We start from the raw sequence: 24,666 nt of genomic DNA, 5'->3' as shown, positions 1-24,666 counted from the left end.
ATTATTATGGCTACAGGCATTATCAGATCTATGTTTTAAGTTCCAAATTCTTTTCAGTATTACTTTTATCTTGTTTATTTTCTTTAATATCACGTTTGTTTTTTAAGCTTTTTTTTGTAGTTGTATTGATATTATTGTTTTGCTCATTTAATGTAAAGGCACTTTCGGCTGTTACTATTAAAATCATTCAAGGTAGTGAACCGTATTTAACCTTTGATAAAGGTAAAACCAAAGTTACAGATGCTAATATTTTGTCTGTTATTACCTTTTCTGACGGTACTACCATGAGTTCAACAACCAATACTTCATCTTCTGAAAATCCTATAGCCTTACCCAAGGAAGGTGAAACCATTAAAGACATTTCTATGATGATTCCCATCATCAATAGGTCTATAAACTTAAAAACTATAATTGGACCTCCTTATAGTTATTGGGGAGATGATGATGGTGATGGGCAAGGTGCCGATGGTATTTCTGCTACAGGAAACATAAGTGTTAATGTTACTGATAAAAATGGTAGTATTGTCAATGCTGATACGGCGTTAGATATTTGTAAAGCACCTTACCTTATTGATTTTGATACAAGTGGTGTTTGGAGCTTATCTACCAAATATGGAATTCCTAACATAGCCACGTTATACATGCGCCCTGTCAAATATTATATTAAGCCTAATTCTGCTCCGGCAGTGTGTATGTTAGTACCGAGTTTATTTGCGTCACCGGCTAATACCGAGGTATGGCGTTGGTCAAAAGGGTTTTATGCTCAATCTCGCGATCCGGCAACTTATGAACGCAATTTCCCAACTACAGGGGGAAATAATTTGTTTTTCGATTTAGAAATTTCCGGTATTGATGAAAGTGAGTTAACTTGGCCTCCAGTTACACATGAAGGAATCACGGCCACTGTGACCCGATCTGAGCATAATGAACTTTGGCTAAATCCTACGCCTAAAGTTGTGACGCGAGTAACCTTAACGGGCCCGGCTGCAACGACTACACAACAAAGCTCTAATTCACCAGGAGCAATATACCGACCACAATTGCCACAGACATTCGAACTCGTTGGATATGATCGTAATAACAAACCGGTGATAAAATATGGTTTTATATTAAAACAGTGGTTTATTGCACGTGGTAAAAAACTATCGAATATGGTAAATCATCAAGCTTGGTGTAATAGCACTGGTTATCGCGTGCCACGCGTTAAAGATTTGACCAATGCCATTCCAGACCCAAATAGTCCTGCAGAGAATCAAGGATTTGTAGGTGCCAAACCTGAATCACACGGAAACTATTTTGAACGTCAAATTGGTGCAGGGTTTATGTCCGAATGGGGAGTGCTTGATTTTTACAACGATGCAGTATTTAGCGGCGCGATGTTAATCACCAGTGAATTTAGTGATGCCTCTGGAGTGTGGCCGTGGATAGTCAATATGGCAGGTGGAGGCGTTTACCCAAAAAGAAGCCAAGATCCTATCTTTACTGTTATTTGCGCTTACCCATAGCGAGGTGAACTAACCGTTAGCGATAATACTATATTTAAATCAATAAGCTATCAAAATATCATGTCTTTTATTAAAGACAGTTAAATCAAATTATGGGCTTTTGCCGTTATGAACGACAAAAGCTTTTTTTATATGAGAATGATGACATTAAATAATTGTGAACAGTATGTTTTTCAAAAAGCGTTATTGGAATAGTGATAGGTTAACTTATGTTAAAAAAGCATATTTTATGCGATGTTATCGTCAACTTACCAGCAAGTAAAATTGCAACTTTATGTTCTCAAGTTTTGAGTGTTTATAAAATCATGTTAGTTGTGTATAGGTAGCTTAGACAAGCTTTTTAACTGAATTTATCTGTTTTAATTTTCATTCAAATTCCATAATGGTATAGATAGATTGATTTAGTTGATCGTTAATCGATAGCAATAAAATTGAAGTTAAGCGCGATCATATTTAATAACACAAAAATTTTTATTTTGTGTGATAGCGGTTATGCACAGTTTTAAGCTATGTATTAATTTATTGAGCACCTAAAAATTTGATTAAAATTTTAATGCATCTAACACTAATTTAAATACTTGAGAATGTCCTTTGCGACTAGGATAATAGATATAAAATGGTTCATAAGTGATAGCAAAATCCTCCAATAATTCTATTAAATTGCCTTTGGCCAGATCGTCTTCTACCGTTGGTCTACCTATCCATGTGATGCCTAATCCATCTAAAGCCACTTGTTTACGTAAATTACTATTGCTTGATAATTGAGAAGAAGGTTGGTATTTAATAATATTGCCATTGTCATTGAATTCCCAAGCTAATTCTGTCGCATGTTGAGCAGAAATTTTCTTACCGATTAATTGGTGCTTATCAAGATCTTTAATTTGCTTAGGTAGAGGTCTGTTTTTTAGATAATCAGGACTGGCAACGACAGCCATCGTTAATGGCGCAGAGATTTTTACTGCAATCATATCATTAGCAATATCATTACCCAAACGGCACCCCATATCAAAACCTTGTTTAACTATATCTACCCAATTATTGTCTGCTTCAATTTCGATCTTGATTTGAGGATAACGGGGTAAAAATTGACGTAGTTTAGGATAAATAATACTCTCAACAGCTAAATGTGGTGCATTAATTCTAATGGTTCCAGACGGCGTGCTTAGAAAATCTGATAATGCACTAACTTGCTGATTTAACGATTGAAATAGTGGGGCTATTTGCTTATATAACTGCTCGCCAGCTTCGGTTAATGACATACTTCGTGTGGTTCGATTAAACAAACGTAGATTTAGCTTGGTCTCTAAGTTGCTCATACTATGGCTTAACGCTGAAGATGAAATACCTAATGCCTTTCCTGCTTTTACAAAACTAGAAGCTTGTGCGACGACAACAAAATAGTGCAGTTCGTTAAAATTATACATAAACACGCATGTGATTAATGAATTTATTTCATCATACTATAAATGAATACCATATTTATCTCAATAAAACCTGTGCCTAAAATAAATCATCGACATTAATTTATTTGCGTGAATTTATATTCGAAGGTTATTCATTGTGGCGTGAATATTAATGTTATTAAACATCAATGTATTTAAAACTAATGTGGAACAAGAGGGGCTTTTATGGATTATATAAAACTTGGCAATTCGGATATTAGCGTATCACGTTTTTGTTTAGGCTGTATGAGCTTTGGCGATCCTGCCAGTAAAATGCATGCATGGACACTTAATCCAACAGAGAGTGAGTCAATTATTAAGCATGCCTTGGATTTGGGGATTAACTTTATTGATACTGCAAATATTTATTCAGCGGGTACCAGTGAGGAGTATGTTGGGCGAGCAATTAAAAATAACATAGCTCGAGATAAAGTCATACTCGCAACAAAAGTCTATTTTAATCCAGGTAACTTATCTAAAAATGCGATAGAAACAGAAATCAATGGATCATTAAAACGGCTTGGCACCGATTATGTTGATTTATATATCATACATCGCTTTGACTATAACACCCCTATAGAAGAAACAATGGAGGCATTACATAATTTAGTAAAAGCAGGTAAAGTTAGAGCATTAGGGGCTTCAGCCATGTATGGTTATCAGTTTTTCAATATGCAACTTGCTGCTGAGCAAAATGGCTGGACTAAATTTGTTTCAATGCAAAACCATTATAATTTACTTTATCGTGAAGATGAGCGGGAGTTAATTCCAATTTGTAAACAATTTAATGTTTCGTTAACGCCATATAGTCCTCTAGCGGCAGGCCGACTTGCTCGCTCACAATGGCATACAGATACCTTACGCAGCCAAACCGACAAAACCGCTGTTGATAAATATGATAGTACAGAAAAAACAGATATGGCTATTGTCGAGCGAGTATCGGAAATTGCTGAAAAACATCATGCCTCAATGACTCAAATAGCATTAGCATGGCAATTTGCTAAGGGCATTACCGCTCCAATTATTGGTGCGACTCAAACAAAATATTTAGACGATGCGGTTGGCGCATTACAAGTATCATTAAGTCAAGACGACATTAATTATTTACAAGCCCTTTATATTCCTCATCGTATTGTTGGTGCAATTTAAAAGCAAACTAAGCAAAACAAGTTGTTATAGTTTAAAAATATCACTTATTATAGACCGATATATTTTCAAAACTTGTTTTGCTAATAATGTTAAACGATCAAAATCACTCTTTAAGACCGACTCTACTCGCTATTGAATCTCATCGCAAATGGCAGAGTTATGCCGAATATTGTAAGTTACGTGAACAGGGATTGCGAAAGCAAGCTTTTTCTGCACTTGATATTTTTTTAGCCGATAGCCTGCAATGGTGTTTTAATGAGCAGAAGGAGTTTGTAGCCTTTGTATTCAATCTTTGTGAGGACGATCTTGAGCTTCAACTTATTTATCTATGCTACCCGCTAATGAGCAAATTGATAAAACCGACGCTTGATAAGTGGTGTAAGCAAGAAAAAGTCAATAGCCAGCCTTTTCGTTGGTATGGAAAATTCTTTTGTGACAGTTCTTATATCTATCACGCACTTCAAATCGATCCTTGTGATGACAAAGCAAGAAAATGGATTATCACTAACTTGCTAGAAAAAATTGACTTTGCAACGCATCATTTACCTGACTATTATATTGGCGATCCTTTATTGGCAATTGAGTGGGGAAAGGAAGTACAGCAACATATCAATTTATTAATTGACAAAAAAGCCCAACCGTTTTGGCAAAAAGAGTTAGAACAATTACTTATACTTGTTAATAATTATATTCAGTGGCAGGCAAGTCATCATCCTGATTTTGAACAATGGGGTAAAGAAAATAAATTACAAGTCGATTCAAACGATGAAACTTATTATTATCAATAATAGTTAAGTAATGCTCAGAGTGCAATGAGGATTAGTTGTTTTTAGTTTATCATCATTACCAAACTTAATATAACTAGTTTGAATATAGTTATAATTTTTTTGTATTATCGCTATTTAAAATAGCTGCCTATAATGTGGTGACTAAAATAATAGATATTGATTGTAATTAGTTAATTTAACTAGTTAAAAAAAGAGGAGTGATAATGAAAAAACTTTTTAATATATTAGCAATAATAGTGACGGGGTTTATTTTATTTGGTTGTGAACAAAAGTCTGAAACAAATGCTAATAATTTAGAAAAAAAAGAGATTGTCGTCGGTTTACCGCCAAGTATGCATAATATTTTAATGGAAAGGGTGGTCAAGCCTGAATTAGAAAAAAAAGGTTATACGGTCAAGTTAGTCAATTTTAGTTCATTACGAGACTCCAATACAGCATTGGTTGAAGGTAGTATCGATATGAATGCTGCTCAGCATCAAGCTTATTTAGATGTTTATAATAAAGAAACGAATAACGACTTAGTCTCTTTAGTGCACATACCTTCTATTTCAGCAGCGCTATTTTCACAAACTCATCGATCTTTAGACGATATTGCTCAAGGACAAACTATCGCTATACCAAATGATCCTTCGAATACCGCTAGAGCATTGTTATTACTGCAATCTTTGGGTTGGATAAAATTAAAACCTCAAGCGCAATCGGGCACTGTCAGTGTTAATGATATTGCTGAAAATAAATATAACTTAAAATTTAAAACATTATTATCCGAAATTATTCCTCGAACGCTTAGCGAAGTTGATTATGCGATTATGCCCGGCGGTGTTGCTTGGTTAAGTAAAGTACCTGCTGATAATGTGTTATTACAAGAAAAACTGTCACCTAATTTAGAGTTAATGGTGGTTGTTAAAAAAGAAAATTTAAATACTCAGTGGGCTAAAGATGTGAAACAACTTTATCAATCTGATGAACTTAAAACGTTTATTAATGAAGATCCTGATGCTAAAGGTCGATTTATTTGGCCACAACAATAGTAGAAAATTGTTATCAGGTGACCCAATATCCTAATTAATTGATTAGGATATTTTTGTCGTTATTGTAAACTATGATTGGTTATCTTATGTAGATAAATAATCAATATAAAATTTTTCTTAATTTTTTTCATGAATATTAATTAAAAGATTTTAAATCTATTAATTTAATTGGAATTATTGACTTTATTTTGATAAAGTTACTGTTCGTTTAATAGACATGAAATTTGCAAATAATGGAAAAAATTAAATATATTTTAGTATTTTTTTGTAGCATTGCTTTAGCGGGATGTTTTGAAAAAAATACTTTAGATCGTTTGATCGATAATCCAACAGCCAGCGACATTAAATTAATAATTGATGGTACAGAATTAACTATTCCTGCTAAGTCAGAAGTTAATTATAGTTTCGAGTATGGTAAACATACGATGACTTATAATAACGATTCAATCAATTTTATTATAAAGCCCGCTAAATTCGGCGGAACTACAATTATTAATCCTACCCAAAGTAACTATATTTTACATACTAATGTTTACGTTACCTCGGCTATGAAAGAGAGCGAATCTGATAAAGTTATTGAAAAACAAATTAATAATATTCCCATCATTATTAATGGGGAAGTTACCGAAATACCGCTTACCGCAAAACTAATTAATGATGTATTTATTGATCAACAGGATTATGATTGGGATTATGGACTTGATCAGGATTTACCTGAAGAAATAACGCGAGAAATGTCAAAAAATTATGCTTACTCAGAGACACTTACAAAACTTTATCGTGAAAGTGAATATATCAAACTTTTAAAACAAGATGATATTGAAGAAGAAATCAGTTTTCCCTATCAACCTAAAAAATTTAGTGAAATCAGTTCTACTCATTTTTTCCCAACAGTTGATCTTAATGCAATAGAATGTGAACCAGGTCGAGAATATATTAAAAATCTTTACGATCAATGGCAGCATCTTTTTACCCTTAAAGGGGGGGATTTTGTAAGTAAATATAATAAGTTAATGGACGATAGTGATTTTGATAAGCAAAAACAATTAGAAAATATTTGTAACAACCAGATTGATCCTAATCGTACCTATCATACAGCTATGACTGATTATAATTATAATATCCTCAGAGATGCTAGAGATTTTAACTTTTTTCTTATTAAACAATAATATTATCTAATTGCTTTGTTTAAGATAAGCTTTATCTAAGCTATTTAATAAATAAGCATAAAATTATTTTTAATAGTTTTATGCTTTAATTTTTTGTGTTTTCTTTTATTTTTTTAACACATTGTTTTATCGATTTTAATTTTATGATTAAAAAAACAATTCGTGTACTTCTTCACCAGAAAGTCATTTTACTTTGGCTATAAAATAGTTATAAAAAATTGATTGAGCTCTCATTTTTCATTTTCTTCCTTATGTAATATTAACATTAACTTTAAGAGGTAATAGTACTGGTTAGTCTAGAAACTAAACATAATCGTATACTAAGGAGAGCCTATTTATGTATAACGTCAATAAATTGTTTAAATTGACTATGATTAGCTCGGTAGTGAGTTCATTTTTTATCTCATGTCAGGTATGTGCTTTTCAAAAAGGTTCGACTGAAGACTTTTTAGGGCATGAAGTTGGTATTACTTATCATACCGCCGAACAAGCTGTGAGTAGTAAAGATTATTTACCTCCTTTCCCTGATAAAGATAGCCCTGAATTTGAAGCCGACAAAATCGCTTACTTACAAGGTTATCAATTAAAAGATACACCGCGCTGGCAACAAGCAACGTCTGATGCTGATTTACATACAGATAATGTTGCTAAGATATTTTCAATACCATTAGGTATAAAAATCTCACCAAAAACAACACCGACACTTTACAAAATGTTTGGTGATTTGCTAGTTGATTCTGCCGATAATGCCACAAAAACAGCGAAAGAATTTTACAAACGAACCCGTCCATTCGTTTATTTTGGCAACCATCCTTGTCAACCTCAAGATGAAGAAGAGCGATTACTGCAAAATGGTTCATTTCCTTCTGGGCATACTTCATACGGTTGGACACTAGCTTTAGTTTTGGCACAAATATCACCAGATCATGCGGCAGCAATAATTAAACGTGGTTATGAATTTGGACAAAGTAGGGTGATTTGCGGAGCTCATTGGCAAAGTGATGTTACTGCCGGTAGAATGGTTGGTGCTGTTGAATACGCTTTTTTACAAACGCTTCCCAAATTTCAAACGGATCTAAAACAAGCAATGGCAGAAGTTAATTATCAATATAGTTTATTAAAATAGTTTTAGATAGATAATTTTGTTTATATTGCCAACCTCATTTTAGCTGGCAATATGATCTAAATATATGTTTAAAATGTGTTAATTGTTGTTTTATTGACAAAAATAGATATCGTTTTTTGTGCTAAGTATGGTAAAGTGTATGCTCGATTTAAATATTAATAGAAAAGAATGTGATGAAAAAAATACAATATACGTTATTACTTACTTGTAGTTTAGGGTTGGTTGGTTGTTTTGATTCTAACCCTATTGAATCAGGCTCAGTAGACCGTTGGATAGATAATCCAACTGCTAATGAAATCAAAGTGTCTATAGATGGTAAAGAGTTAATTGTACCGGCTAAATCTGGTATAAATTATACATTTGACTATGGAAAACACAGTTTATCTTATAATAATCAGACGCTTAATTTTATAGCTAAACCTGCAATAGTATCTAATTCAGGATTTATTAATCCAACACAGAGTAATTATATTTTGTTAACGACTTACTATACGAACAACCAACAAGTCTACGAAAAAATGATTGCTTCAAAACTTAAGAATGTTCCTATCATTATTAATGGTGAACAGACTGAGATTGAATTACCAATAAATGTGGTTAATGACGTATTTATTGAAAGAAATAAAACGCCTTGGGATTATTCTATTGATGAAGCATTACCTGACTCGGTTACTGTAAAAGGTGAAAACCAATATCAATCTCAACGACGTAAACTCTACCGCGAAGATGAGTTTTTGAAAACGTTAGATATCCCAGAAAATGAGAAGGTCAGTTTTCCTTATCAGCCTAAGAATTTTGCAGATTTACCAAAAGTTGTGATGCCAACCATTTCGTTAGATTCGATTACATGTAAAAAAGGGCGCGAGTTTGTTGACACACAAGTAAAAGATTGGAATAAGTTTTTCAATTCAACAGGGAAAGAGTTAGCCAACGTTTATAATCAATTAACTTCAAGTGAAACATTCCAAACTAAACATGCAATCCTAAGTGAATGTTCAACTAATGGTGAAGATAAAAATAGAACTTACGCAACAGAAATTGATAAGATAGATGAAACAGTCAAACCACAAGAACAAGTTAATCTATTTATCACACAATAATAATGTCTTTAGTCTAGTGTAAAAATTAGATAATACGTTACTTAATTCTGATTAATAAGACATAGAATCGATTCTATCAATTTTATGTCTTACATTTCCTCAATCAAACTTTTATCACTTCGTTAGTTAAATAAAATAATTGATTTGCCAGATGACAAAGTCAAGTAACATTATACTCGTTGAAATTATTGAGCTATATCACATAAATTACATAAAAATCTTGGCGGTCTCAAGATTCAGGATAATATCTATCCATGTATAAAAAAACAAGGAATCGGTTATGAATAAACCTAAATTAAAATTAGCTGCAATTATTGGCAGTATTATTTTAAGTACATCGACTGCTTTTGCCTCGCTCGAGGATGTGAAGAATTTAAAAATTATTAGCTACAATGTTTATAATGGGATGAAGTTAGACGAAAGTGAAGGTAAACAAAAATTTATTGATTGGGCAAAAGCACAAGATGCTGACATTATTGCTTGGCAAGAGATGAATTTTTTTACGCGTGAAAAGCTTGAAAAATTTGCAGCAAGTTATGGACATAAATATGCTGTACTTTTGAAAGAAAAACCAGATGATGCCGCTTTTTTCCCTGTTGCAATTACCTCAAAATATCCTATAGTTAATGTCAATAAAGTCGTTGATAATATGTGGCATGGCGCTTTATATGCCGATATTGGCAATTATCATTTTGTTATTACTCACATGAATCCATTTTGGACGGCAAAAAGAATCGATGAAATAAACTTAATTATTGATTCAATTAAGTATAGTCGTGATCCCAATGGCAAATGGATTATAGCTGGTGATTTGAACTCTTTTTCACCTGCTGATAAACAAACCTACGATAAAAGTAATCTGTTAAATGATATTAAAGAAAAGCAGAAACAAAGACCAATATTAGAAAATCTTGTTAATGGACAATTAAGTTATACCGTGCAACAAAACTTATTGGATGCAGGTTTTATTGATGCCTTGAAAATTAAAAATAAACAATTTATCGCAACAGCGCCAACGAAAGTATTTTATGATCAAGCTTCAACGCCACTACGTTATGATTATATCTATATTTCTCCTCCCCTCAAAAAGGATGTTATTGACGTTAAAGTGCTAAAAGATGATTTTACAGATAAATATTCTGATCATTACCCAGTGCAAATGATAATTAAAAATAAATAGTTTTAACCAAGATCGGTAAAGCCATGCATAAGCTGCATGGCTTATCGTGTTATTTTTATATGAACGTTTTTTTATTGATTAACACTAAATTGTGATTGCGATCGCAATGTATCAATTTAAATTTAATTAATATCAGCTATAACGTCAAATAATCAATATGAATGAATTTAACTAAAAAAGCAGTAGGATAAATATATGAAAAAAATTTTTTTTGTGTTCAGTTTTCTGGGATTGTTTTCACTGTCTTCAAGTGCACTTGCTACAGATGATTTAGTGGTTTCTCAATATCAAAGTTCACCGAATAAAGTGTATGCCGATAATGCTCAACCGCAGATTACTGTTGCTAATTTTAATATTGCAGGGGGACTTAGACATCACAAGGTCGATTTAGACTTGGTTGCTAAAGCAATTAAAGCGATGGATGCTGATATTGTCACACTTGAAGAGGTTGATCAAAATACTACCCGTAGTGGCGGCGTAGATCAAGCTAAAATCATCGCTGAAAAAACAGGAATGCACTATCTATTTGGTAAAGCTACCGATATGAAAGGCGGCAATTATGGTAATGCTATACTTTCGAAATATCCTATTGAAACAAGCAAAACCTTTTTGTTACCGTCTGGCTCTTTTGAACAAAGAGCATTGATGTTAAGTAAAATTAATGTCCCTGGCTTTGATTCGCCTATTTATGTATTTAATACCCATTTTGATTGGCATGAAGAAGATGAAGTAAGAATGGCACAAGCACGATTTATTAATAGTATTGTGTTTGATGATTTAGATTTAGATACTGAATTTCCTAATTTGGCTTCTGGTATTATGTTGTTACTCGGCGATTTTAATTCAGTCAAAAATGATAAAGTGATAAAAGAGCTTGAAAAATACTGGTCTTTGGTTAAAAAAGATTATGTAGATACTCGCACTTGGCCAGCAGGAAATCCAGGATTAGATTTAGATCATATCTTTACCAGTCGCAATCAAATATGGAAAGTTGAACAATTAACGATTCCTAATGATGGTAACGAATGGAATGGTATTAAATGGCCATTAGTCAGTGACCATATTCCCGTTATAGCAAAATTAAAATTAATTGAACAATAACCTGTGGGCAATATGCCCACTTTTACTTTGATGATCTACCTAATTTAGCAATCAAATAAATATAGACTAGCTCACTGAATAATTCGACTAGTGTTTGGGTGACAATTACTGCCGGTAAAATTGGCATGATGTCTGCAATAGCCATTGCTATTGGCAATATCACTAACGCATTGCGTGTACCAGCACTAAAGGCGATAGCTCGACTTTCTGCGATGGAAACACGAAAAAAACGACCAACAAACCACCCAATTAAAGGCGCAAAGATAGCAAATAGTAGATAAAATGGAATAACTGATATGACTTGTGACAAATTCCCTTTAAGTTGAGGTAAAATCGCTATAATTACAATAAATAAGGCTAAAGCGGTGATGGGGACCGGTAGTATATTCAATAGATTGACTGTTTTTGTCATAATTTGACTTCGACTTGCACATATCTGGATTATTACAGCAATGGTAAGTGGAAGTAAAATTAGCCATACAAAAGCATGAATAAATGGTGTAGGTTCAATGAGTCCTTTAACCTGTTCACCAATAAATATATTTAGATAAACAGGTAACAAAAACAGTTGAAGCAATAACAGTAAAGGTGTCGCCATTAACAGTGATCGGGCATCAGCATGACCAATATGTGCAAAAGTGACAACGTAATCAATGCAGGGGGCTAACAATACAAATAAGATGCCAAGCTTAATCAAAGGTTCATTGGGTATAAAAATAGACAATATCCCTACAAATAGTGGTATAACAACAAAATTGGCAATGACTAAAGCAACAATAAATCGCTTATAAAGCAAAAATTTTGTTATATCGGCAATTGGAACTTGTAGAAAAGTCACAAATAGCATGACCCCTAAGGCAGGAGTAATGGCTATCGCAAAAACTGAGGTTCCATTTATACAAAAAACAACAATCATTGCGATAAAAACCGATAAAAAATAAATAGCTATTTGTTGTTGCTCTAATTTTTGTTTGAGGCTTTGCATATTAATCAAATACTTTCATCAATTCAAAATTAACCTTTAGCATACTGTTGATCTTCAATTAAATAAATGGGATTGTTTTAACAAGAAAAATATTTATTATTTTTCGAAAAAACGATCTCAATATAGAAAATATTGATCATTCTATTTGAACAAGTTACGTTTAATAAAATCAGTTCATTGATCTGCTTAACAAAATTTAATTATTAGAAATGTGAGCTTTATCACATCGTATAATAAAAGAAGTGCAAAGTTAATTGGTACAAAATACTTTCGTTAAAATTATCAATTTTGTTTTTAACCATAAGTTAAATCGAATTAAATTAGATAAAATCACAATTTATTAACGCCAGTCTGTTATTTCGTTTTGAACCAAACAAAAGTCATTTATACCAAATTTTAATAACCAATAAACTGCAATAAAGATCACAATTTATGGTTATTTTACTGCCTATACTGATATTAATACTTCGGTTAATTTTTTTCCGAATTTTATATTTATCAGGAGGTAGTAATGAAAAAATATGTCAAAAATTGGATCACAATCGGATTACTCACTGCATTTTGCCTGCCTATTGGTTCGGTATGGGCTAAAGAGTATCAATTAACGGGGAAAAATACACAAATCACGCTATCTGATAATGATAATCACAAAAATGTCACATCTTTTAATATTACTAACCCTATAACCCATGATTCAATCAATGTTAATACGCTATTTGAGATTACTTTGAATTCCGGACAAAAATTGACCGATAAAGATTTCCAATTAGATAATTTGCAACAAAAAGACAATCAAATTTATATAAATTTAAGTGGTCATGATATTGCGATTCAAACCCTATTGATTCTCAATGACGATAAACATTTTGCCAGTTATGAGCTGCAAATCACCCCTAAAAAACAAGCACTCTCAATGTCAGCCGTTTCTTTAATGCCATTCCATTCACAAGCGCCATTTGTTTATGGTTCTGTTGTAAGTTCACCTATTATTAGTGATACCTTTTTTATCATTCCCGAAAATCCATTAACCAATACGGTTGCCTATGAAGGCGGTGTTTTGCAAAAAATTCCGCAAGCGATCCCGTTACAAGTTAATCATACCTTGAGTTATAAAACCTATATTGGTACCTATGAAAATGGGCAATTAAGACGCAATGTAAATGAATTTATTAATCACGTTCGAGAACGACCATATAGCCCATATTTGCATTATAACTCTTGGCTAGATATCGGTTTTTTTAATCCTTATACCGAAAAAGAAGCTTTACAACGCATTGATCAATATGGTGAGCAATTGGTTGAAAAACGTAAAGTCAAACTTGATGGTTATCTGTTTGATGATGGATGGGATAATTTACAAGGAAACTGGGGATTTAGTGCAAATTTTCCTAATGAATTTAATAAATTAAAAACTGCATCTGAAAAATATGGTGCGGCACTTGGTATTTGGTTGTCACCTTGGGGAGGATACAATAAACCACGTGATACTCGTGTTGCCAATGCGTTAAAACTAGGTTATGAGACAATGGATGGTAAACTGGCTTTATCTGGTCCTAAATATTATGCTAATTTCCATAAACGGATTTTAGAATTAATCAAAAATCAAAATATTACGATGTTTAAACTTGATGGGACAGGCAATGCGGATAAAGTGATTGCTGGTAGCCAATTTACTAGTGATTTTGATGCGGCGATCCATTTAATTGAAGATATGCGTAAAGCGAGTGATCATTTATATATTAATTTAACAACCGGAACCCAGGCTACGCCATCTTGGCTGTTTTATGCCGACTCCATCTGGCGAGGAGGCGATGATGTCAATTATTATGGGCCAGGCAGTAAAGTTCAACAGTGGTTGACTTATCGTGATGCAGAAACTTATCGATCAATTGTACTTAAAGGTCCATTGTTCCCATTAAATTCTTTAATGCTGCATGGCATTGTGTATGCTAAACAAGCAAAAAATTTGCAACAAGAAACCGAAAATGACTTTGCCGATCAAGTTTGGAGTTATTTTGCAACTGGAACGCAATTGCAAGAAATGTATATCACCCCTGAACTGATGACAACAAACAATTGGGATACGTTAGCGTCGGCGGCTAATTGGGCAAGAGATAACCAAAAAGTGTTATTTGATACTCACTGGATCGGTAAAGATCCCACAAAATTAGGGGTATATGGTTGGGCAGGATGGACGCAAGATAAATCCATTATTACTTTACGTAATCCGTCAGATAAACAACAAGTGTATTATCTTGATTTACAGAATGATTTAGAGTTACCAGCAACGGCAAACTCGAATTTTACCATTCACATTGATTACAATAGTCAATCACATGCACCAAAACCAGCTGTTATTGATAAAACAGCGATGATCACCCTTGAACCATTTGAAACCGTTGTGATGTCTTTAACGCCTCAATAGTAATAATATGCCTTGTATGCGACTTACAAGGCATTAAAAATTGTTTTAAAACAGACGTGTTAATTGATGATGTTTTAACTATGATTTAGCGCATATGGTTAAAAAATGTTATGATTAGGCTATTTACAATAGTAAAAAAGCTCATTATGATACGCGCCATTATTAACTGCAAAGGAGAACTGATTATGATTTATTTAGATGACCTTTGCAGGCTTATCGCACAATAATTGGGTGATTAACTTTTCCATTCTTGCTTCAATTCATTCTGCTGATCTTAGCCTGCCAATTAGATGCATACCTATAATTTAAAACCAATCTTAGTTTATTGATGTAAATTAAAGAGTTTTACAACCTAAAAATGATTTGATAGTTAATTTATCGCTTTTATTGGCGACAAAACAATAATGTTTTGACCATGGTGGTTTTTCTTACTGGTGTGGTTGTTATTTATCTGTTATATCGCATTTAAATTATAGGCACTAAACAATAAAAATATTTTTAATGGATTGATATATGGACAATTCTATACAGATACTATCTGAAAAAGTGTCATTAATTGCTTCAAACAAAACATGGATTGATGGTTTAGCTATTGAGCAACTAGAGGTAACGGCTGCATTACCCAATATGGTTAAAGTGGTTGGAATGCCTGACCTGCATCCCGGAAAAGGTTACCCGATTGGTGCGGCTTATTTAAGTCGTGAAATAATTTATCCTGCATTAATTGGCAGTGACATTGGTTGTGGTATGGGGTTTTGGCAAACCGATATTAGTATTGCTAAGTTAAGCATAGATAAATTAACACGCCAAATAGGCAATATTGATCAACCCGATATGCGACATAAATATAATCTTGGTACGATTGGCAGTGGGAATCATTTTGCCGAGTTACAAAAGGTTAGTAAAATTTTTAGCGAGCAACTTTTTGAGCATTACCAACTTGATGCTAAAAAATTATTTTTGCTAGTGCATAGTGGTTCACGGGGATTAGGGCATGCAATTTTGCAAAACCAAATATCACGATTTGGTTATCAAGGTTTAGCAGATCAAAGTGCACCCGCACTTGAATATTTAGCAAAACATGATAACGCTGTCGCATTTGCTATGCTAAATCGTCAAGTGATAGCTGAACGGTTACTCAATAACCTCAACAGTCATGGGCGTGAAATACTCAATGTTTGTCATAATTTTTTTGCAACAAGTGACATTAGACCATAACGACTATTGGTTGCATCGTAAAGGCGCATCTTCAGCGCTGGATGAGCTTGTTATCGTACTAGGCTCTCGTGGGGATTATAGCTACTTAGTTAAACCGATACCGAATGAAGCGCTACTCTTGTCACTAGCTCATGGGGCAGGGCGAAAATGGCGCCGAGCAGACTGTAAAAGCAAACTCGATACTCGTTACACAATTGCTGAATTAAAACGAACAAAATTAGGTAGCCGTGTCATTTGTGAGGATAGTCGTTTAATTTTCGAAGAGGCACCACAAGCGTACAAATCAATAGATAGTGTGATTGAATCGATGCAACAAGCCAATATTGTAACAGTTATTGCTCAACTTACACCAATATTGAATTATAAAACACAAGGAGGTCACTAATGGCATTACTGCTTTTTTCGTCTGCCAGAGGGCCTGATGAATGCTCATTGATGGTTGCAAAAGCCATAAAACAATTTTTTATCGAAGCGAATAAATTATCGTTATCAATTGAAATGTTAAAAAGTATATTGGGCGACAAGCCCAATACATTTCGTTCAGTATTGATTTCTGTTGAAGGTTGTCTAAGTGAACAATTAATCTCACGTTGGCTTGGCACCGTACAGTGGGTGTGTCAAAGTCCTTACCGACCACATCATAAACGTAAAAATTGGTTTATTGGTATTACTTGCTTACCTAATCCTGTTCCAATACAAGATAGCTCTATTGCGTTTTCGACAATGAAATCTTCCGGAGCAGGCGGGCAGCATGTGAATAAAACGCAGTCAGCTGTACGTGCAACACATATTGCAACCGGTATGACTGTCAAAGTTCAATCAGAACGTAGCCAACATGCCAATAAACGTTTGGCAAAACTGCTATTGGCTCATAAATTGGCTGAACATAAAGAAGAACAATATCAACAACAAAAAGAGATTCGTCAACGATTTCATGATGTTATTCCTCGAGGTAATAGTTGCTTAGTGTTTTATGGTGAAGCGTTTTGTGACAAATAAAAATGATTTTATCCAATTAATCATTGAATTTTTTGTTATTTTTTAAGCATTCTAAAAAAATTATTAATTTTATTATTATCAATAAAACAAAGGCGCTAAATAAATCTCTTTTGACTAAAAAGCGAGCTTTAGTGCCTAGTCTTTCTGCTTTTTTAATGGTAAATCAAATTTTTTGTAACCTTTGTATTGAATAAAACTATTACAAAATAAATTCATGTTTTTCTTTGTATTCTTTCATAAAACACATATACTTTGCAGTCCACCTAATTGATAATGATTATCATTACTAATTGTGTGGTTAATGTTATTTTATCTATTTAATTAATTATTCAGTATTTTTTATGAAAGGAATTTAATATGATTTATAAAAAGGTAGGTTTGTTACTATTTCTAACCAGTTTTACTGTTCAAGCTGATCAGTCAATCAATGAGAATAATGAAACAAGTAAAAATGAAGAACAAGAAAAGCAATATAAAAAAACTAAAGCTGACAATCAAAGTAGTAGTGAAGATATAAATGATGTTATTACTGTGATTGCTAGTGCAAATAAACAAAATGAACTGAAAAAAATAAATAGTGTTATTGCTGGTCGTTCAACGCTTTCTTCGGGTTTAATAGAACAAAAACAAGCTGACAATGTTGCGGAATTATTAAATACATTGCCTGGCGTAAGCTCGGCCGGTTCAGTAAGGCCGGGTGGGCAAACATTAAATATCTGGGGGTTTGGTAAAGTTGAGGATGTTAAAATTATTGTTGATGGCTCACAAAAAGGATTCCAAAAATATCAACAAGGTTCAGTTTTTATTGAGCCTGAACTACTTAAACAGATAGAAGTTAATAAAGGTCCCCATGATGTGAAATTTGGTAATGGGGGATTTGGTGGGGTTATTAGAATGGAAACCAAAGATGCAATTGATTTGCTTGAACCCAATAAATTAGCTGGCGCATTAGTTAAATATAGTTTTCATTCTAATAACCATCAAAATATGGTTACCTCTGCTGTGTATGGCAGAACCGAAAATGATATGTTTGATGGACTCGTTTACTATACTAACCGTAATAGCGGTAATTTTAAACGTCCAGATGGGTCAAGATTTGAGTTTTCGAAAGATGACATGGACTCTTATATGGCAAAACTTAACTTTAGGCCCAATGAAGAAAACACATTCACTGTGTCAGGCATTCGTTCTAAAGTTGATTCATGGCAACCATGGGCGGCAAAGTACGTTGAAAAAATGACGCCTCCGACAGCTGCACAAATTGAAAAATATGGTTATCGAGCAGCTTGGTTAAGAAAATTAGTTAAACGCGATCAAACCGATGAGTCGGCGCAATTTAAATGGAATTACCAACCAACGTATAATCCTTTGGTTAATTTTACTTTACACACAACCTATTCCAAAACAAAGCAAAATGATAATCGACCAGAAAAATACAATCCAGTAGCTGCGCTAGGAACAATGGGAAATAGAAGTTGGACAAGTTATACCGATAAAACTGTAGAACTTGAAAATATTAGTATTTTTACTACTGGTGCTATTGATAATGCATTAAAAATTGGTGCTCAAGTGCATTTACATGATCGTGATACGTTGATGTATTATAAGAATTACGCCAATAAGCCTAATTATCATAATGGTTATTTCCAACCAGCTTATATGCCTTCCGGTAAACAACAAAATTATAGTTTTTATATTCAAGATGAACTTTCTATTGATAACTTTGTCTTAACACCAAGTCTTCGCTACGATTATGTACGTAATCACGGACAAAAAAATTATGCATCAGCTTATAATGATCCTGATCCTCGCTTTGGACATGATTATTCTCCGGTTAGTTATTCTGGTTGGACACCAAGATTTGGGGCTTATTGGCAAACAACTGAAAATGTTGGGTTCTTTGGCGATATCAGTTATGCTTGGCAAGCACCAACAATTGATGAAACTTATGAGGTTCAATTTACACCTAAAAATGGTGGATCAGGTAAGATTACAGCGACCAGCCGACATCTTAATAAGGAGCGTAACTTATCAATTAGAGTAGGAAATATTCTCGACTTTAACAACTTATTATTAGAAAACGATAAATTACAAGTTCGTAGTACCCTGTTTAGACAGCGTGTCAAGGATGAAATTTTTGTTACTCGAGGATTTAATAACTCAATTTGTGGTCCTGATAGGGCGTGCCCGCTAGGACAACCTAATTATCGTAATTTACCGGGTAAATTAGTGGTAAACGGGTTTGAATTAGAAACTTTCTATGACAGTAAATATTGGTTTGCAAGTGCCACCTACTCAATTCAAAAAGGAGAAAGAGATACGGCGCCTCAAGCACCATGGATGCATCATAAAACCTATGTCGCAACAATTGCACCACGCACGGCAACATTAACAACGGGTTTTAAAATCCCAGAATGGAATCTTCGAGCAGGTTGGAATGCGCAATTTGTTAGAAAGCAAGATCGCACAGGGCATGAAGATAGAAATCATGACGGTTTTACTGATCTTGGTGCTTATTCTTTATCACCTTCGTCGGGTTATTCTCTACATAACTTATTTGCCACTTGGCAACCAACTTTTTTACCAAAAGCAGAAGTAAGATTTTCTGTTGATAACCTATTTAACAAGGATTATCGGCTTTATTTAGGCGAAAACACCTATGGGCTTGCACGTAACTTTAAAGCGAGTGTTTCATACCGATTTTAAATTTTGTTAAAATTTAAATACTGCCAGTTTACTGGCAGTTTGACCCGATCGTCGTTGAATCTGTTTACCACTTACCAGCAGTTGAGCCGCCATCAACAACCATAACTGTGCCTGTTACAAAATTGGAATCAGTTAAGTACATCACCGCGTTAATAATGTCTTGCACATGTCCGATCCGATTGACAGGCGCCATGGATTTTAAAACTGTTTGAACTTGAGGATCCGTTGGGTGCATTGGAGTTTCGATAATGCCTGGCGCAATGCCGTTAACCATAACCTGACTTGATGCTAATTCTAACGCTAAGCCTTTTACAGCACTATTAATACCACCTTTGATCATAATCGGTAGTAAAGCCGGAACAGTCAAATTGGGTTGCATAGCAATGGCAGCAGTGATATTGATGATATGCCCAGATTGATTTGCCATCATATGTTTAGCGGCAGTTTGTGCAGGGTAGAAAAACCCTTTAAGGTTTGTATCAATAATGGTGTTTAAATCATCTTGCGTATAATCAATAGCGGGTTTAGAAATAAATATGCCTGCATTATTGACTAAAATATCGACTTTACCAAACCTTGCGATAGCGTGTGAAAAAAGTAACTCTGCTGTTTGCGGTTTTGCAATATCCCCAGCAACAAGTAATAGATTGTCGGGCTCACCTAAGTTTATGGCAGCCTGTTCTAAACGGGCTTTATCTCGACCATTTGCAACGACATTGAAACCTCGTTCAAGGTAGGCTTTAGCAATCGCAAAACCAATTCCACTTGAAGCGCCTGTTACAATAACGGTTTTGTTTCCTTTATTCATTTAATTTAATGCCTGTTTTGTCTCAAAAATGCGGATAATTATATAAGAGATGGATTGAAATAGGAATTCGATTGCAGAAAGTAAGTAACGATATTTACCTGTAGGCAACCAATAAAATCCATTTGCTGCTGGTCTGTTTAAATCAACGCATAAGATATTGTTTCGATCGATTAATCCAAATCACTAGAAATAAGGTGCGCCCTAAACTGAACAAAATATAGGAAAACCACAAACCATTATTTCCCCAAATTGGCACAAAAATAGATTGAGCAATCAACCAAAGTAAAAGGGCAAGAATCATGGAATCTCGAATAGCAGAGGTATAACTAATTCCCGAAAAAACGCCATAATAGATCAATCCACCCGCGACGACAATCGGGAAAATGATTAACCATAATTGATATTGGAGGCAAAGATCAATAATGTCGGTTTGATTGGTTAATAATTTTATTATGGTGGTATCTAACGCAAACCAAATTGTAATTAAAATTACAGGGCAAATAATACATGCTTGTAGTGACCAACGTAAGGTTTGATTGTATAGGACTATATCTTTGGTTCCTTTAGCTTTACCACTAAACACACTTGACGCATTAGCAAAACCATCAAATAAATATGCCATTAAATAATGAATTTGAAACAATACCGCATTGGCTGCTAACACGTTAGTACTAAAACTTGAACCAATTGAAATAAAATGATTGGTAACTACCAACAGGCAAATAGTTCGAATCATTAAATTGGTATTAACCAACATGACTTCTTTCAATGATTGCCAAGAAAAAACCGATTTCAAATCAGTTTTTTGGTGTGATTGGGGTAAATAGCGAACAATAAATCCGATCCCTAACAACGTACAAATCACTTGCGCACTGAACGTTGCCAACGCCACGCCTTGAATATCGAAATGAAACCCCCATACCAAAATGGCTGCCATAAGAATATTGAGCACATTAATTAACACCTGCAAAAACAGTACAGCTTTTATTTTTGATATCCCCATTAACCAACCAACAAGGACATAATTGATGAGTACAAACGGCGCACCCCAAATTAAAATCGAAAAATAAATATCGGCATAATGTCTAACCTCATGATTAGGTTTGATGACTTGCATCGACACGCTAAAAATGAATTGCTGAAAAATAATAAATAATATGCCCAACACAATAGCAATAAACAGGGGACGGATCAGCGAAGAGCGCAGTAATCGTGGATCGTTTAATGCTTGAGCTGCAAATCCTGTGGTACTCACACGTAAAAAGCCAAACAACCAATATAGCGTATTAAAGATAACTGCACCAACCGCTATACCAGCAATAAATGCTGGATTAGATAGATGACCGACTAAAGCGGTATCGACCACACCTAATAATGGGGTTGTGATAGTTGCAATGATAAAAGGAATAACCAATGCTAAATAATCTTTAAAACTAAGCTGGCTGTTTGATTGTATTGTCATAAATTCAGAAACCTAATATAGATTCTAGAAGTTGTTTAAAATACGCATGTTAACATCACCTAATTGTTCAACAATTTGTCCTTGATAAAAAACAGTACTCGATCATATAGATAGGTAATTGTCGTTAAATCAGCGAAATAAAGCTACTGGTTAAATGTAATTGTTTTTATAAATCGGTCAATAACGATAAAATTTGCGTTTATGCGAACAATACAAATACGCTGTAATTGGGCCGCCACGCATTTTGTCAACGAATTGATAAACAAAAATATAATTTAAACCAATGTGCTTTGACAATTATCCTAAATATTTTACGTTAGTTAAACGGCTAGTTTTAGAGTAATAAGTTATATAAAATTACCTATAACAAGGATGGTTTTTAATCACTTTACAATATTAACATTCAATTGCAATCGTATAAAAGTGTGAAATTAAAATCCAAGCTTCAAGGATAAATGATATATGGAAAAACTGGTTAGAAATCGAAATTTAGTTTTATTATCTCTGTTTTTTTTACTTTATGGCATAAATGTTTTGTTCATTATTTACGTATTAAATATGGACTCTCGTTGCCCTGATTATTTATTGAGTATTGAGTTGGTATTGGTGTGCACGATGTTATTAATCCAGCTTCTTTTATTTTGTTCTATACTATTTGATATAATTATTTTACCTGATCATGATCGTTTTTCTTCTTATATTGGGTTGTTTTACGGATTAGTCGTTTGTTTCATCGCTTTTTTTCTTGCTTTATTTGTGCTTTCAATGCTAAGTGTTGGTTTGGATGTTTTAGCTTTCGCTTTAGTCATACCTTTTCATTTCTGCCTGGGCGTTATAGGTTATTTTGTCCTACTTCTCATTAAACTTTTTAAAAGTCTTTACTTGACGTATAAACAAAAAAATAGACTTGAGCATTGAATTACTGTCCTTTTTACTAGTCTACTATTGAATAAAAAAGGACTAGTTCTATCTCGTTTTGATTTATCTATCTAATTTCAATTGAGAAAAAAGAATTGTTCCTGATATAAGCCGTGAAAGCTAAACCGTGTTAGGTTTTCCTTAATGCATGGTTAAATAATCAAACATTTAATATTGAATTGCTTTATAATACACATGAATAATTCATTTTTTACGTTTATTTAGGAATCCTTTCATGTCATTTGACTCTCTTGGCTTAGATGCCAAGATTTTACAAGCTATTGAAGAACAGAACTATACCGATCCGACCCCTATCCAACAACAAGCTATTCCGGTAATATTGTCAGGTAAAGATTTAATGGCCAGTGCTCAAACTGGTACGGGTAAGACGGCAGGTTTTGGCTTACCGATTTTGCAGAAATTAGTCGAACAGCAAGCAAAAACAAATAATCGATCTGAACCGAAAAGGGGCAAACGTCCTTTATATGCCTTGATCTTAGCACCAACTCGTGAACTTGCTGCGCAAATTGGGGAAAATATTCGTGACTATAGTCGCTATCTAGCTGTTCGATCATTAGTAGTGTTTGGTGGGGTAAGTATCAATCCACAAATGATGAAACTTCGCGGTGGTGTAGATATTTTAATCGCCACACCCGGACGATTATTAGATTTAGTTCAGCAAAATGCAGTTGACCTTTCAACCGTTAAAATATTAGTTCTGGACGAAGCTGACCGTATGCTTGATATGGGCTTTATTCATGATATCCGTCGTGTGATCGCAAAGTTACCAAAAAAACGTCAAAATTTATTGTTTTCAGCGACATTTTCGGATGAAATTAAATCATTAGCCAATACGCTTTTGCATTCACCCGAATCGATCGCTGTAGCCAAAACTAATAGTGCATCAGAACAAATTACTCAATATATTCATCGAGTTGATAAACGCCGTAAACGTGAACTTCTTTCTTATTTGATTGGCAAAAATCAATGGCAGCAGGTGTTAATTTTTACCCGGACGAAATATGGTGCTAATCATCTTGCTGAACAGCTCACCAAAGATGGTATTAAAGCTTCGGCAATTCATGGTAACAAAAGTCAAGGAGCAAGAACCAAAGCCTTAGCGGACTTTAAGTCGGGACAAATACGAGCGCTGGTTGCTACCGATATCGCGGCCAGAGGTTTAGATATTGAATTATTGCCTTATGTTGTTAATTATGAATTACCTCAAGTGGCAGAAGATTATGTGCATCGAATTGGTAGAACAGGACGAGCTCAAAATCAGGGGCAGGCGATATCATTAGTTTGTATTGATGAGCTTGCTCAATTAAAATCAATTGAGAAATTGATTAAAAAAACCATTCCAGAAATTTTTACTCAGGGATTCGAAGTCGATCCTCGAATTAAAGCCGAACCCGTAAAAAAAGTGACAGCAAAACAGGTTCCGGCAAAAAGAAGACGTGTTAATCAAACGCGAACTTCAAAAAATAATCAGAATAGTATGACGCAATCTAGCCATCATACATATTCTAAAACTCACTAAATTTTCTAAAGTAG

17 protein-coding genes and 1 pseudogene are annotated in these 24,666 nt (G+C 34.0%); 14 read left to right on the top strand and 4 right to left on the bottom strand.

The window, feature by feature from the left end:
• Positions 1-125 precede the first annotated feature (125 nt).
• Positions 126-1,505 carry a hypothetical protein gene (locus J3U57_RS07525; RefSeq protein WP_267344078.1) on the top strand — a complete coding sequence of 460 codons (1,380 nt, stop codon included), beginning with the start codon at positions 126-128 and terminating at the stop codon, positions 1,503-1,505.
• Positions 1,506-2,047: 542 nt separating this feature from the next.
• Here the strand turns inward: J3U57_RS07525 and J3U57_RS07520 are convergent.
• Positions 2,048-2,929, bottom strand: coding sequence for a LysR family transcriptional regulator (locus J3U57_RS07520; RefSeq protein ID WP_267332890.1), 882 nt, complete (start codon positions 2,927-2,929; stop codon positions 2,048-2,050).
• A gap of 204 nt (positions 2,930-3,133) precedes the next feature.
• On the opposite strand from J3U57_RS07520, the gene J3U57_RS07515 reads away from it, so the two are divergent.
• From J3U57_RS07515 to J3U57_RS07480, 8 genes are all read left to right on the top strand, one after another.
• Entirely contained in the window at positions 3,134-4,096 is a 963-nt protein-coding gene (locus J3U57_RS07515; RefSeq protein WP_267344079.1) for an aldo/keto reductase, read from the top strand.
• Positions 4,097-4,182: 86 nt separating this feature from the next.
• The gene (locus tag J3U57_RS07510; protein WP_267344080.1) at positions 4,183-4,884 is read left to right on the top strand and encodes a hypothetical protein; all 702 of its coding nucleotides are present in this window, start codon (positions 4,183-4,185) and stop codon (positions 4,882-4,884) included.
• Between the two features lie 203 nt (positions 4,885-5,087).
• The gene (locus J3U57_RS07505) at positions 5,088-5,915 is read left to right on the top strand and encodes a MetQ/NlpA family ABC transporter substrate-binding protein (protein ID WP_081297467.1); all 828 of its coding nucleotides are present in this window, start codon (positions 5,088-5,090) and stop codon (positions 5,913-5,915) included.
• Between the two features lie 233 nt (positions 5,916-6,148).
• Positions 6,149-7,084: a hypothetical protein gene (locus J3U57_RS07500; RefSeq protein ID WP_267344081.1), complete on the top strand. Its 936-nt coding sequence runs from the start codon at positions 6,149-6,151 to the stop codon at positions 7,082-7,084.
• A gap of 337 nt (positions 7,085-7,421) precedes the next feature.
• Complete coding sequence (locus tag J3U57_RS07495) at positions 7,422-8,210, top strand: acid phosphatase (RefSeq protein ID WP_267344082.1); 789 nt, start codon at positions 7,422-7,424, stop codon at positions 8,208-8,210.
• 173 nt (positions 8,211-8,383) lie between these two features.
• Positions 8,384-9,310, top strand: a complete 927-nt coding sequence (locus tag J3U57_RS07490; RefSeq protein ID WP_267344083.1) for a hypothetical protein — start codon at positions 8,384-8,386, stop codon at positions 9,308-9,310.
• A 280-nt stretch (positions 9,311-9,590) separates the two neighbouring features.
• Positions 9,591-10,490, top strand: coding sequence for an endonuclease/exonuclease/phosphatase family protein (locus J3U57_RS07485; protein ID WP_267332883.1), 900 nt, complete (start codon positions 9,591-9,593; stop codon positions 10,488-10,490).
• A 195-nt stretch (positions 10,491-10,685) separates the two neighbouring features.
• On the top strand, positions 10,686-11,591 hold the full coding sequence (locus tag J3U57_RS07480; protein ID WP_267344084.1) for an endonuclease/exonuclease/phosphatase family protein: 906 nt from the start codon (positions 10,686-10,688) through the stop codon (positions 11,589-11,591).
• Positions 11,592-11,613: 22 nt separating this feature from the next.
• Here J3U57_RS07480 and J3U57_RS07475 read toward each other — a convergent pair whose 3' ends face one another.
• Positions 11,614-12,576, bottom strand: a complete 963-nt coding sequence (locus tag J3U57_RS07475; RefSeq protein ID WP_267344085.1) for a hypothetical protein — start codon at positions 12,574-12,576, stop codon at positions 11,614-11,616.
• Between the two features lie 511 nt (positions 12,577-13,087).
• Here J3U57_RS07475 and J3U57_RS07470 point away from each other — a divergent pair.
• The 4 genes and pseudogenes from J3U57_RS07470 (at position 13,088) to J3U57_RS07450 (ending at position 19,924) form a co-directional block, all read left to right on the top strand.
• On the top strand, positions 13,088-15,001 hold the full coding sequence (locus J3U57_RS07470) for an enterotoxin (protein WP_323849456.1): 1,914 nt from the start codon (positions 13,088-13,090) through the stop codon (positions 14,999-15,001).
• Between the two features lie 513 nt (positions 15,002-15,514).
• A pseudogene (locus J3U57_RS12835) lies at positions 15,515-16,604 on the top strand (RNA ligase RtcB family protein).
• Entirely contained in the window at positions 16,604-17,218 is a 615-nt protein-coding gene (gene prfH, locus J3U57_RS07455; protein ID WP_267344088.1) for a peptide chain release factor H, read from the top strand. Before J3U57_RS12835 ends, prfH begins: the two are co-directional and overlap by 1 nt.
• Before the next feature lie 357 nt (positions 17,219-17,575).
• Positions 17,576-19,924 carry a TonB-dependent hemoglobin/transferrin/lactoferrin family receptor gene (locus tag J3U57_RS07450; RefSeq protein WP_267344089.1) on the top strand — a complete coding sequence of 783 codons (2,349 nt, stop codon included), beginning with the start codon at positions 17,576-17,578 and terminating at the stop codon, positions 19,922-19,924.
• A 64-nt stretch (positions 19,925-19,988) separates the two neighbouring features.
• On the opposite strand, the gene J3U57_RS07445 is transcribed toward J3U57_RS07450, so the two are convergent.
• Together J3U57_RS07445 and J3U57_RS07440 are read right to left on the bottom strand one after the other, a co-directional pair.
• Complete coding sequence (locus J3U57_RS07445; RefSeq protein ID WP_267332877.1) at positions 19,989-20,732, bottom strand: SDR family NAD(P)-dependent oxidoreductase; 744 nt, start codon at positions 20,730-20,732, stop codon at positions 19,989-19,991.
• Positions 20,733-20,874: 142 nt separating this feature from the next.
• The gene (locus tag J3U57_RS07440; RefSeq protein WP_267344090.1) at positions 20,875-22,194 is read right to left on the bottom strand and encodes an MATE family efflux transporter; all 1,320 of its coding nucleotides are present in this window, start codon (positions 22,192-22,194) and stop codon (positions 20,875-20,877) included.
• Positions 22,195-23,347: 1,153 nt separating this feature from the next.
• Here J3U57_RS07440 and rhlE point away from each other — a divergent pair.
• Positions 23,348-24,652, top strand: coding sequence for an ATP-dependent RNA helicase RhlE (gene rhlE / locus J3U57_RS07435; protein ID WP_267344091.1), 1,305 nt, complete (start codon positions 23,348-23,350; stop codon positions 24,650-24,652).
• Positions 24,653-24,666: the final 14 nt, after the last annotated feature.

Origin of the sequence: Gilliamella sp. B3464, from assembly GCF_026536145.1 — a bacterium.
Taxonomy (GTDB): domain Bacteria; phylum Pseudomonadota; class Gammaproteobacteria; order Enterobacterales; family Orbaceae; genus Gilliamella.
This window is presented reverse-complemented; position numbering and strand designations above follow the sequence as displayed.